General features: G+C 71.4%; 11 protein-coding genes. 8 read left to right on the forward strand and 3 right to left on the reverse strand.

All coding sequences use genetic code 11. The annotated features are described in order from the left end of the window. The coding region (locus GY24_RS15580) for a chromosome segregation SMC family protein (protein WP_145958844.1) at positions 1-1188 on the reverse strand (1188 nt) is incomplete at its 3' end. Between the two features lie 198 nt (positions 1189-1386). Continuing rightward, a complete protein-coding gene (locus tag GY24_RS15585; protein WP_104477336.1) occupies positions 1387-1821 on the reverse strand; it encodes a ribosomal maturation YjgA family protein in 435 nt (144 codons plus the stop codon). A gap of 171 nt (positions 1822-1992) precedes the next feature. Here GY24_RS15585 and GY24_RS15590 point away from each other — a divergent pair, with 171 nt between their 5' ends. The 8 genes from GY24_RS15590 (at position 1993) to GY24_RS15625 (ending at position 9917) form a co-directional block, all read left to right on the forward strand. Further along, entirely contained in the window at positions 1993-3159 is a 1167-nt protein-coding gene (locus tag GY24_RS15590; protein ID WP_133161222.1) for a GNAT family N-acetyltransferase, read from the forward strand. A 242-nt stretch (positions 3160-3401) separates the two neighbouring features. Continuing rightward, positions 3402-4202: a DUF1684 domain-containing protein gene (locus tag GY24_RS15595; protein WP_104477349.1), complete on the forward strand. Its 801-nt coding sequence runs from the start codon at positions 3402-3404 to the stop codon at positions 4200-4202. Between the two features lie 73 nt (positions 4203-4275). Next, on the forward strand, positions 4276-5781 hold the full coding sequence (locus tag GY24_RS15600; RefSeq protein ID WP_104477340.1) for an ABC transporter substrate-binding protein: 1506 nt from the start codon (positions 4276-4278) through the stop codon (positions 5779-5781). 73 nt (positions 5782-5854) lie between these two features. Then, positions 5855-6823 carry an ABC transporter permease gene (locus tag GY24_RS15605; protein ID WP_083363576.1) on the forward strand — a complete coding sequence of 323 codons (969 nt, stop codon included), beginning with the start codon at positions 5855-5857 and terminating at the stop codon, positions 6821-6823. Continuing rightward, complete coding sequence (locus tag GY24_RS15610; RefSeq protein ID WP_104477342.1) at positions 6820-7689, forward strand: ABC transporter permease; 870 nt, start codon at positions 6820-6822, stop codon at positions 7687-7689. The genes GY24_RS15605 and GY24_RS15610 overlap by 4 nt, the downstream gene beginning before the upstream one ends. Further along, positions 7686-8489, forward strand: coding sequence for an ATP-binding cassette domain-containing protein (locus GY24_RS15615; protein ID WP_104477344.1), 804 nt, complete (start codon positions 7686-7688; stop codon positions 8487-8489). Before GY24_RS15610 ends, GY24_RS15615 begins: the two co-directional genes overlap by 4 nt. Before the next feature lie 62 nt (positions 8490-8551). Then, a complete protein-coding gene (locus tag GY24_RS15620) occupies positions 8552-9316 on the forward strand; it encodes an ABC transporter ATP-binding protein (protein WP_104477351.1) in 765 nt (254 codons plus the stop codon). 43 nt (positions 9317-9359) lie between these two features. Continuing rightward, entirely contained in the window at positions 9360-9917 is a 558-nt protein-coding gene (locus GY24_RS15625) for a DUF6434 domain-containing protein (RefSeq protein ID WP_104477347.1), read from the forward strand. Positions 9918-9990: 73 nt separating this feature from the next. On the opposite strand, the gene GY24_RS15630 is transcribed toward GY24_RS15625, so the two are convergent. Further along, on the reverse strand, positions 9991-12061 hold a 2071-nt coding region (locus GY24_RS15630; RefSeq protein ID WP_104477353.1), incomplete at its 5' end, for an ATP-dependent Clp protease ATP-binding subunit.

The following is a 12061-nucleotide window of genomic DNA, read 5'->3' on the forward strand; positions in this document are numbered from 1 at the left end:
TGCGGCATCCGCGGTGCCGGTGAGCTTGGTGATCTCGAGGTCGTGCCGCGAGACGAGGGCGCTCTGCGCGGCGATCTCCTCGTCGAGGGCGTCGAGCCGGGTGCGGGCGGCGGCCGTGGCGGCTTGGGCCGTCAGCAGGGCGGACTCGGCGACGGCGACGTTGCCGCGCAGCAGCTCGACCTCCTCCTCGGCCTCCCGCAGCATCTCCTGGCTGATGCCGGAACCGCGCTCGTCGGTTCCGGGCTCGCTGCCGAGCAGCGCGATGCGCTGGTTGGCGAGGGTGAACAGCCCGCGCAGGCGCTCCTGCACCGATTCCAGGCCGAAGCTGGTGCGGCGGGCCGCGTCGACGGCGTCGCCGAGCTGCGCCTGCTCGAGGCGCTGCACGCGCTGCTGCTTCTGCTCGAGCTGCTCCTGCAGCACGATCCGCTCACTGTGCCGCTCGTGCTCGGTGCGCGTGTAGTCGTCGAGGGCCCGGCGCAGGCCGACGACCTCGTCGGCGAGCAGGCGGGCGCGGGCGTCGCGCACGACGGCGGCGATCGACTGCGCCTCGCGGGCGATCTCGGCCTGCTTGCCGAGGGGCTTCAGCTGGCGCCGGATCTCGCCGGCGAGGTCGCTCAGCCGGGTGAGGTTGGCCTGCATGGCGTCGAGCTTGCGCAGCGTCTTCTCTTTGCGGCGGCGGTGCTTGAGGATGCCGGCCGCCTCCTCGATGAAGCCGCGGCGGTCCTCTGGGCTGGCACGCAGCACGGAGTCGAGCTGGCCCTGGCCGACGATGACGTGCATCTCACGGCCGAGGCCGGAATCGCTGAGCAGCTCCTGCACGTCGAGCAGCCGGCATCCGCGGCCGTTGATGGCGTACTCGCTGGCCCCGTTGCGGAACAGCGTGCGGCTGATGGTGACCTCGGAGTACTCGATCGGCAGCGCGCCGTCGGAGTTGTCGATGGTGAGCGTGACCTCGGCGCGGCCGAGCGGCCCGCGGGAAGAGGTGCCGGCGAAGATGACGTCCTCCATCTTGCCCCCGCGGAGCGTCTTCGCCCCCTGCTCCCCCATCACCCAGGCGAGGGCGTCGACGACGTTCGACTTGCCGGAGCCGTTCGGGCCCACAACGCAGGTGACGCCGGGCTCGAAGGCGAACACGGTCGGCTGCGCGAAGGACTTGAACCCCTTGAGGGTCAGGCTCTTCAGGTACACGCGTGCCTCGTCTTCTCTGTGCCGGCGGATCCGCCGCCGGATCTGCGCGCATCCCGCGCGGATGCTGGGTCTACGGTACCGGCATTCGGCGCAGAATCCCGCAGAATCACCCGGTGGGCGCCGGATCTGCGCCGGGCGCACCAGGCGTGGAGTCGGGTGCGCGCGTGCCTGCGCCAGTTCGTCGGGGTCCGCGCCCGCTCAAGTGGCGCGGACCCCGCCGAACTGGCGCGGGCGGGCGACCCGGCTCGCGACGACCGCGGCGAGCGCCGCCCCGATCACGTAGGCCGGCAGGTCCGGGGCCGAGAAGGTGGTGCCGAAGACGAGGCGGGCGGGCGGGAACGCCGCGGCCCACTGTTCGGGCAGCCCGGTCAGTTGGAGCAGCTCGACTCCCCAGCAGAGCGCGGCGGTCAGCAGCGCGATGCGCCACCAGCGTGACACGGCTCGGGGCCGGATCAGCCACGAGGCGGCCGTCACGAGCTGGAACACCAGCACCGCGTAGAGCGCACCGCCGAGCAGGTCACCGGCAAGGCCCGCGAGACCGAACCGCACCGCCAGCCCCAGGCCGAGCGTCGCGAGCACGAGCCCGCCGAGCAGCAGCCAGCGTCGGGCGTCGGGCCGTGGCGGTGAGGTCATCGCGCCAGCCTACGCAGCGCCGGTCGCTGTGCGGTGCCGACCGCCCGCCCCTGACGGTTCCGGCGTGCTCAGGTCGCCTTCTCGGGTTGATCCCTAGCCGAATCGGCCCGGCCGTTGCAGAATCGGCAGTGGCGGGTGCACACCGCGCACGCGGGACGGACGGAGAGCACCATGAACGCGCAGGGCGAGCCAGCCACCGCACCACCCAGCGGCGCGGAACCCGGCACGACGCCGATTGAGATCCGCCTGGTGCCCATTCCCGCGCGCCTCGGCACGCCGGACGCCCGCCCGTTCGAGCAGGCGATCGAGTTCACCGGGATCATCGAAGAGGAGGCGTGGGGGAACCGCGACGCGTGGCTCGGGCCGGCCTCCTCGCTCGCCGAGTACGGCCACAGCTCGTTCACCCACCGCACCCTGCTGGCCGCGTGGCGGGACGGCGAGGTGGTCGGCTGCGGGCGGGTGCGCTACGAGCTCGACGCCAACGACCGCACTGCCTTCGTCTGGGTGGCCACCGCGCCGTCGGTGCGCGGGCAGGGGCTCGGCGACCGGATGCTCGCCCTGGTCGAGGAGCTGGCACTGGATGCCGGCCGCAGCACCCTCTCCAGCTACACCGACCACTCGGCGCAGACCATCGCCGCGGCCTCCCCGACCGCCCGACGCCTCGCCGCATCCGTGGGCGCCGCGGTGATCCCGGAGACCGACCCGCGGGCACGCTTCGCGATGCGACACGGCTACGCCCTGGCCCAGATGGAGCGGGTGAGCGTGTACGAGCGGGCGCACGGCGAGAACGGCCTGCCCGCGCTGCAACGGGCGCTCGCCGAGGCCGCCCAGCGCACGGGAGAGGACTACGAGCTGCTCAGCTGGGGCGACGAGACGCCGGAGGGGTACATCGACTCCTTCGCCGACGCGCTCGGCCGGATGGCGCTCGACGCCCCGGCGGCCGACCTCCTGGTGGAGCCGGAGCTGTGGAACGCCGAGCGGGTGCGCGAGTACGAGAGCGAGGCGGCGATCGCCGGGATGGGCCTGCTGCGCGCCGCCGCCCTCGACCGCACCACCGGTGTCATCGCGGCATACACGGAGCTGGAGCTGCCGGCCGAGCACCCGACGCTCGCCCACCAGTCGGACACCCTCGTGCTGGCGGAGCACCGTGGGAATGGCCTCGGCATGCTGCTCAAGGCGGCGAACCTGCTCAGCCTGGCCGAGGTCGCTCCGGCCAGACGGCGGGTCTTCACCTGGAACGCCGACGAGAACGAGCACATGCTGCGCATCAACCGCGATCTCGGCTTCGAGCTGCTCGGCTACATCGGCTCCTGGCAGAAGGTGCTCGACACCGAGTAGCGCACGGGCCGCCGGTCCGGAGACCGTCGCCATACATGCCGCTTGCTTATGCAATCCAAAATGCCATGTAATATGTATCCTGCTGCGCTGCTCAGGCGATCATGATCGCGGATGCCGCACGAGAGCCCTCCCCGAATCGGATGAAAGTTCATCCATCCCGGAATTGTTTGTGCCCCGCAGCCGTTTGACCCATGCGGTAACAGAATTCGCGCACCATGCCGCACCAGCTCAGAATCGAGACCATGACAGCCAGCACCGCCACCGCCACCGACCTCGGCAGCACCCTCGGCGGCGACCCCAGCAGCGAGCTCCTCGCCACCCTGGTCGCCGAGCACTCCGAGTGGCATGAGGGGCGCCTCGCCGCCCTCGTCGCCCCGCAGGGCAACCTCGCGCTGGTGGAGACCCGCTGGCTGCCGGACGGCACAGAGCTGAGCGCCGGCGACGCCCTCGTCGGCCAGGCGCCGACCGTCACCGCGACCGTGCTGGCCCGGAAGAACCTCGACACCGGCGCGCCGGAGCACGGTGTGCGCCTCTGGGACGCGGCCTCCCCCGCCATCCGCGCCTTCGACACCGTCCCCGTCTTCGACTACGACCCCGCCTGGCTGATCCAGGCCGAGTTCACCCCGGTCGCCGAGGGCCGCACGATCCCGTTCGAGCACATCCGTGACAACGGCGGCTCACGCGACCTCGTCGTGCCCGGTGACATCCGTTTCACGCTCGGCGACACCGAGTACACGATGAGCGCCTTCGACGACGGCGGCACACTGCTGCTCGTCTTCGGCGATGCCACGAACGGCATCGACGGCGACACCGGCACCTACGGCTCCGGCCGCTTCCTGTTCGTGCAGCGCACGGACGGCGGCGGATTCGGGACGCCCGGGCCGGTCACCCTCGACTTCAACCGCGCCTTCGTGCCGCCCTGCGGCTTCTCGGCGCAGTACAACTGTCCGCTGCCGCCGGCCCAGAACCGCTTCGCCCTGCCCGTCACGGCCGGCGAGCGCGTGGCCCGGTTCACCGGCGGCTTCGACATCTACACCCTCTAAGCACACCCCGCACACAGCACCCCCCACACACAGCACCACATCGCACAGCACCACAATCCCCCAGGAGTAACACGTGAAGAGATCCACGGGCGCCATTGCCCTGTCCGTCGCCGCAGCGCTGGCCCTGTCGGGCTGCGCAGCGGGCGGCGGCACCAGCGACACCGGCGCGGCGACCGCCACCGACGCCACCATCGAGGTCGGCTCGCTCTACGAGCCGCAGAACCTCAGCAACGTCGGCGGCGGCGGCCAGGGCGTCACCGAGGCGCTGACCGGCAACGTCTACGAGGGCCTGTTCCGCCTCACCGACGCCGGCGAGGTCGAGCCCGTGCTCGCCGCCAGCAACACGGTGAGCGACGACGGCCTGACCTACACGTTCACGCTGCAGGACGGCGTCACCTTCCACTCCGGCGACCCGCTCACCTCCGCCGACGTCAAGTCGAGCATCGAGCGCGTCACCGCCGAGGATTCGCAGTCGGCGCGCAAGAGCAGCTTCAAGACCATCGCCGACATCCAGACCCCGGATGACGCGACCGTCACGATCACGCTCTCCGAGCCGTCGATTTCCTTCATCTACAACCTCAGCTACATCTGGGTTGTCAACGACGCCGCGACCGACCTGAAGACCACAGAGGACGGCACCGGCCCGTACACGGTCGGCGACTGGAAGCGCGGCAGCTCGCTCAGTCTCGACCGCTGGAGCGACTACTGGGGCGAGCAGGCATCCAACAAGGAAGTCGTCTTCAACTACTTCACGGATGCCACGGCGCTCAGCAACGCGCTGGTCACCAATCAGATCGACGTCATCACGAGCGTGCAGAGCCCCGACCAGCTCAGCCAGTTCACCGACAACCCCGACTTCGTCGTGAACGACGGCAACTCCACCACCAAGGAGCTGCTTGCCTTCAACGACAAGGTCGCCCCGTTCGACCAGGTCGCCGTGCGCAAGGCCGTCTACTCGGCGATCGACACCGAGAAGCTGCTCAACTCCGTGTGGGGCGACTACGGCACGCTCATCGGCTCGATGGTTCCGCCGACCGACCCCTGGTACGAGGACCTCACTCAGGTGAACCCGTACGACCCCGCCCTCTCCGAGAAGCTGCTCGCCGAGGCCGGTCTGGCCGACGGCTTCGAGTTCACGCTCGACACCCCGAGCTACGACCCGCACCCGGCCGTCGCCGAGTTCCTGCAGAGCGAGCTGGCCAAGGTCGGCATCACGGTGAACATCAACACCATCAGCGCCGACGAGTGGTACTCCAAGGTCTTCAAGGAGCGCAACTTCGAGGCGACCCTGCAGGAGCACGTGAACGACCGCGACGTGGTCTGGTACGGCAACCCCGACTTCTACTGGGGCTACAACAACCCGCAGGTCACCGAGTGGGTCGCAGAGGCCGAGCGCGCCAGCAGCACCGACGAGCAGACCGCGAAGCTCAAGCTGGTCAACGAGCAGATCGCCCAGGACGCCGCCAGCGTCTGGCTCTACCTCTACCCGCAGATCGTCGTCGCCTCCAGCGACATCTCCGGATACGGCGTCAACGGGCTGAACTCGCAGTTCTTCGTCTCGAAGATCGTGCGCGGCTAAACACCCCATCCTCTGAGGGCCGGGACACCGCGGTTGCGGCGTCCCGGCCCGCAGGCCTTAACCTGAAGTCTCCATGACCGTCTATCTTGTGCGCCGCCTCGGCTTCCTCGTGATCTCCTTCGCGATCGCGATGGTCGTGCTGTTCCTGTTGCTGCGCGTGCTGCCCGGCGACCCGGCCAACGCCCTGCTGTCGGTGAACGCCACCCAGGAGCAGATCGACGCGGCCCGCGCCCAGGTCGGCGCCGACCTTCCGCTGTTCCAGCAGTTCACCGACTGGTTCGGCGGCGTGCTCAGCCTCGACCTCGGCAGCTCCTTCATCAGCTCTCTGCCCGTCGGCCCCGAGATCGCGGCGCGCATGAGCGTGACCATCCCGCTCACCCTGCTCTCCTTCGCCCTCGCCCTGCTGATCGCCCTGCCGGCCGGCTTCATCGCCGCCGTGCGCGCCGACCGCTGGTACGGCATCCTGCTCTCCGGCTTCTCCCAGCTCGGCATCGCCGTCCCCGTCTTCTGGGTCGGGATGCTGCTGGTCAATGTCTTCGCCGTGAACCTGCGCTGGCTGCCCTCCGGCGGCTTCCCCCGCGACGACTGGGCGAACCCCGGTGCCGCGCTGACCTCGCTGGCGCTGCCGGTGATCACGATCGCGCTGGTGATGAGCGCCTCGCTCACCCGCTACATCCGCTCGGCCACCCTGGACGTGATCGGCAGCGACTACCTGCGCTCCGCCCGGGCACAGGGGGCCAGCTTCTCCGGCGCGTTCTGGCGGCACGGGCTGCGCAACGGCATCGTGCCCGTCATCTCCATCCTCGGCATCGAGCTGGCCACCACCTTCCTCGGCGCCGTCGTCGTGGAGAGCGTGTTCACCCTGCCCGGCCTCGGCAGCATGCTGCTGACCGCGATCCAACAGCACGACTACCCGAACATCCAGGGGATCCTCTTGGTCAGCACGCTGCTCGTGCTGGTGATCGGCTTCCTGGCCGACGTCGCCCAGCGCCTCATCGACCCGCGCCTGCGCACGAGCATCTCCGGGAACGGCATCCGATGACCGCCGTGACGCCCTCCGACGCGACCCAGCACGTCTCGCCCCGGCTGAAGGGCCGGCGGCGCTCGCGCACGCTGGCGATCGGCATCGCGTTCGTCGGCCTGATCGTGGCCGTCGCCCTCGTCTCGCTCGTCTGGCTGCCGTACGAGCCGAGCGACACCTCGGGCGGCCGCCTGGAGTCGCCCAGCTGGGAGCACTGGATCGGCACCGACAAGTTCGGCCGCGACCTGCTCACCCAGCTGATGATCGGCGCCCGCATCGCGATCACCGTCGGCTGCGGCGCGGTCGCCGTCGGCGCCACCATCGGCATCACGATCGGGCTCGTCGCCGCCTTCGCCAAGCCGTGGCTGGACGACACCATCTCGGCGACCCTCGACGTGCTGATCGCCTTCCCCGTTCTGCTGCTGGCGATGCTGATCGTCGCCGCCCAGGGCGCATCGCTCGGCACCGCCATCCTCGCCATCGGCATCGCCCTCTCGGCCGTCGTCGCCCGGCTCACCCGCATCCTCGCCAGCCAGGTGCTGCGCGCGCAGTATGTGACGGCCGCGCGCACCTCGGGCACCCGCTGGTTCGGCATCGTCGGCCAGCACGTGCTGCCGAACATCTGGCCGACGCTCGGCGTCAACCTCGCCCTCCTCTTCGGCGCGGCCGTGCTCGCCGAGGCCAGCCTCTCCTATCTCGGGCTCGGCGCTCCCCCGCCCAACGCCTCCTGGGGGCGCATGCTGCAAGAGGCGCAGGCGACGTTCACCACGGCGCCGGCCGGCGCGATCGCCCCGGGCATCGCGCTCGTCATCCTCGTGGTCGGCGTCAACTTCATCGCCGACGGCCTGCGCGACCTCGCCGACCCGACCCGAAAGCGTTCCCGATGAGCCTGCTCCGCATCGACCGGCTGTCGATCAGCTCCGCCTCCGCCGCGCCGGATGCCCGGCCCCTCGTCGACGAGCTCTATCTCTCCCTCGAGGCCGGCGCCCGCCTCGGCCTGATCGGCGAATCCGGCTCGGGCAAGTCGCTCACCTCCCTCGCCATCACGGGCCTGCTGCCGAGCGGGCTGGCCGGCAGCGGCAGCATCACGCTGAACGGCGTCGAGGTGATCGGGGCCGACGAGCGGGTGCTCCAGCCGCTGCGCGGGCCCGTCGCCTCCATCGTCTTCCAGGAGCCGTTGACCGCCCTCGACCCACTGATGCGGGTCGGCCGCCAGGTGGCCGGCCCGATCCGGCGGCACCGGGGGCTGCGCGGCGGCGCCCTCGACACGGCCGTGCGAGCCGCCCTCGACGAGGTGGCCCTGCCGGACCTGGACCGCATGCTGCGGGCCTACCCGCACGAGATCTCCGGCGGCCAGCGCCAACGCGTCGCCATCGCGATCGCCCTGGCCAGCCGGCCGGCACTGCTGATCGCCGACGAACCGACGACGGCGCTCGACGTCACCGTGCAGGCGGAGGTGCTGGCGCTGCTCAACCGGCTCGTCGCCGAGCGCGAGATGGCGCTGCTCTTCATCAGCCACGACCTGGCCGTCGTCTCCTCGATGGTCGACGAGGTGGTCGTGCTGAGCAACGGCGTCGCCGTGGAGCGCGGGCCTGTCGCCCGGGTGCTGAGCGCCCCGGAGCACGAGTACACCCGGCGGCTCGTCGCCAGCGCGCGGGCCCTCGACAACGCTCTGGAGGCGCTATGACAGAGCAGGCAGCTCCCCCGGCCGACACCTCCGCGGCCGACACATCCGCGCCCGCCGCGGCCGTGCCGCCCATCCTCGCGCTCCAGGGCGCCGGCTACCGCTACCACCGCGGCGGTCTCGCGCTCGACGACGTCTCCTTGTCGATCGCCGCGGGCGAGAGCGTCGGCCTGGTCGGGGAGTCCGGCGCCGGCAAGACGACGGCGCTCCGTCTGCTGCTCGGCCTCGACGCCCCGAGCAGCGGGGCCGTGCTCTTCGACGGCGAGCCGCTGAACCGGCGCGACACCGCGCAGATCCGCCGCTTCCGCAGCTCCGTGCAGGCCGTCTTCCAGGACCCGTACTCCTCGCTGGACCCGCGCCAGCGCATCGACCGAATCGTGAGCGAGCCGCTGCGCTCGCTCGGCATCGCGAGCGGCCGGGAGGCCGCGGAGCAGGCGGCATCCGCCCTGGAATCGGTCGGCCTCGACGCCGACGTGCTGCGCCGCTACCCGCACGAGTTCTCCGGCGGGCAGCGGCAGCGCATCGCGATCGCGCGCGCCGTCGTCTGCAAACCCCGGTTGCTGCTCGCGGACGAGCCGGTCAGCGCCCTCGACATGAGCACACGCATCCAGGTGATCGACCTGCTGCAGGGCCTTCGCGACCGCACCGGCCTCGCCCTGGTGATGGTCTCGCACGACCTGGGCGCCGTCGCCTCGCTCTGCGAGCGCACCGTCGTGCTGCGCGGCGGCCGCGTCGTGGAGGCGGGGCCGACCCCGCAGCTGCTGCACGCCCCCGCCGAGGAGTACACCCGTGCGCTCATCGCCGCCGTGCCGCGGCTGCCCCGCGTCTAGCGCCACCCAGCCCAGCCTCGCCGGCCCGCTAGGCTGCTGCGTTGTGCCCGACGATCTTCGCCCTTCGCTCTCGCCCGACCTGAGCGGTTTCGAACTCCTGCGCTGGTATTGGCTGAAGGACGAGCTCAGCGCCTTCGCCCGCATGCTCGGCATCCGCTCCACCGGCGGCAAGGAACTCCTGACGCGGCGCATCGCGGCGGCGCTCGACGGGCAGCCGTTCGCGGAGCCGGGACCGCGGCGCGGCGGCGGCACCGCACAGCTGTCGGGGGCGCTCACCGCCGCGACCCCCATCCCGCGCGGGCAGCGCTGCAGCCAGCCCGTGCGTGCGTGGTTCGCCGAGCAGTTGGGCGGGCCGTTCCGATTCGACGGCGCGATGCGCGCGTTCTTCGCGGAGACCGACGGCACCCAGACCCTGCGGGATGCGCTCGCGCACTACCGCGCCACCCGCGGCCGGGGGCCGCAGGAGATCGACGCTCAGTTCGAGTACAACCGGTTCACCCGCGGCTGGCATGAGAGCCACCCCGGGGGTTCCCGCGAGGAACTGCTGCGCGCCTGGCAGGCGTACCGCGGTCGGCCGGCCGATGAACGGGGCCGCGCCTAGCCAGCCGACCGGCCAGCGGACACGGCGAACGCCCGGCACTCCAGGGAGCGCCGGGCGTTCGCCGTTTCGTGGGCTACGCCGCCTGCGGCAGGCTGAGCGTCGCGCGCGGGACGGGTGTCACCAGGAACTCGCCGTCCGCGACGTCCACCCGCACACCCTCGCCGTCGCCCACCGCGCCGCCCACGAACAGGTCGGCGATGCGGTCGTCGATCTCGCGCTGGATGACGCGGCGCAGCGGTCGGGCGCCGTACTCGGGCTCGTAGCCGCGCTCGGACAGCAGGGACACCGCGGCATCCGTCACCTCGAGGCCGATCTCGCGCGCGGCGAGCCGCGACGCCGTGGCGTCGAGCATCAGGCGCACGATCCGCTCGAGCTGCGGCCGGTCGAGCTTCTGGAACAGCACGATCTCATCGATGCGGTTGAGGAACTCGGGGCGCATGGCCTCGCGCACCTTGCCCATGACGCGCTGGCGCACGTCTTCGGCGGAACCGAAGCCGGAGGCGTCGGAGCCGGCCACGAAGCCGAGGGCGCCCGACCGCGACGCGAGGAACTCCGAGCCGAGGTTGGAGGTCATCACGATCACGGTGTTGCGGAAGTCGACCGTGCGCCCCTGGCCGTCGGTCAGGCGCCCGTCGTCGAGCACCTGCAGCAGCAGGTTGAAGACGTCGGGGTGCGCCTTCTCGATCTCGTCGAACAGGACGATCGCGTAGGGGTTGCGTCGCACGCGCTCGGTGAGCTGGCCCGCCTCGTCGTAGCCGACGTAGCCGGGAGGGGCGCCGACGAGCCGAGACACCGTGTGCCGTTCGCCGAACTCGCTCATGTCAAAGCGGATGACGGCGGACTCGTCGTCGAACAGGCTCGCCGCGAGCGACTTCGCGAGCTCGGTCTTGCCGACACCGGTCGGCCCGAGGAAGAGGAAGGAGCCGACCGGGCGACGCGCGTCGCCCATGCCGGTGCGGCTGCGGCGCACGGCCTTGGCGACCGCGGTGACCGCGTCGTCCTGGCCGACGACGCGCCCGTGCAGCTCGCGCTCGAGGTCGCCGAGGCGTTCCCGCTCGCTCTCGGTGAGGCGGTTCACCGGAATCCCGGTGGCCCGCGAGATCACCGCGGCGATCTGCGCCTCGTCGACGACGTGCGCCGCGTCGCCGGATGCCGCGCCGCCCCTCTGCGCGGTCGCCGCGTCGAGCTTCGCCTGCACCGCCCCGATCTCGTCGCGAATCCGCGAAGCCTCCTCGTAGTGCTCGGCACCGACGGCGGCGTTCTTGTCAGCCTCGAGCTCGGCGAGGCGCGCGATGAGCGCGGGGACGTCGGTCTTCATGCCGAGGCGCAGGCGCAGGCGCGCGCCGGCCTGGTCGATGAGGTCGATGGCCTTGTCCGGCAGCACCCGGTCGTTGAGGTAGCGGGCGCTGAGCTCGACAGAGGCGCGGAGCGCGGCATCCGTGTAGCGCACGCCGTGGTGCCCCTCGTAGGCGGGCTTCAGCCCGTGCAGGATCAGCACGGCGTCCTCGATCGAGGGCTCCCCCACCTTGACGGGCTGGAAGCGGCGCTCGAGCGCCGGGTCCTTCTCGATCCTGCGGTACTCGCTCAGCGTCGTGGCACCGACGAGGTGCAGCTCGCCGCGTGCGAGTCGGGGCTTCAGGATGTTGCCCGCGTCCATTCCGCCGTCGCCGGCGCCGCCCGCACCGACGACGGTGTGCACCTCATCGATGAAGACGATGAGTTCGCCCGTGTGCGCGGCAATCTCCTCCATGGTCTTGGTGAGGCGCTCCTCGAAGTCGCCGCGGTAGCGGGTGCCGGCGAGCATGCCGGGCAGGTCGAGCGAGATCACGCGCCGGCCGAGCAACTGCTCCGGCACGTTCTCCTCGACGATGGCGCGGGCGAGGCCCTCCACGATCGCCGTCTTGCCCACGCCGGCCTCGCCGACGAGCACGGGGTTGTTCTTGGTGCGGCGGCTGAGGATCTCGATGGTCTGCTCGATCTCGTCGGCACGGCCGATGACGGGGTCGAGCTCGCCGTCGGCGGCGCGCTGTGTCAGGTCGGTGCCGAAGGCGTCGAGCATGGGGGTCGCGGACGCCGCGGCGCCCCCTGCCTTCTCCCTGTCACCGAGTCCGGCGTCGCCGGGCTCACCGGGGCATCGCCGATTC

Source organism: Microterricola pindariensis (assembly GCF_002936985.1).
Taxonomy (GTDB): domain Bacteria; phylum Actinomycetota; class Actinomycetes; order Actinomycetales; family Microbacteriaceae; genus Microterricola; species Microterricola pindariensis.

Bases quoted from the DNA above. Each gene is read 5' to 3' on its own strand.
- GY24_RS15610 (WP_104477342.1), top strand. From the start codon at position 6,820: ATGACCGCCGTGACGCCCTCCGACGCGACCCAGCACGTCTCGCCCCGG.
- GY24_RS15605 (WP_083363576.1), top strand. From the start codon at position 5,855: ATGACCGTCTATCTTGTGCGCCGCCTCGGCTTCCTCGTGATCTCCTTC.
- GY24_RS15615 (WP_104477344.1), top strand. From the start codon at position 7,686: ATGAGCCTGCTCCGCATCGACCGGCTGTCGATCAGCTCCGCCTCCGCC.
- GY24_RS15590 (WP_133161222.1), top strand. From the start codon at position 1,993: ATGAACGCGCAGGGCGAGCCAGCCACCGCACCACCCAGCGGCGCGGAA.
- GY24_RS15585 (WP_104477336.1), bottom strand. From the start codon at position 1,821: ATGACCTCACCGCCACGGCCCGACGCCCGACGCTGGCTGCTGCTCGGC.
- GY24_RS15595 (WP_104477349.1), top strand. From the start codon at position 3,402: ATGACAGCCAGCACCGCCACCGCCACCGACCTCGGCAGCACCCTCGGC.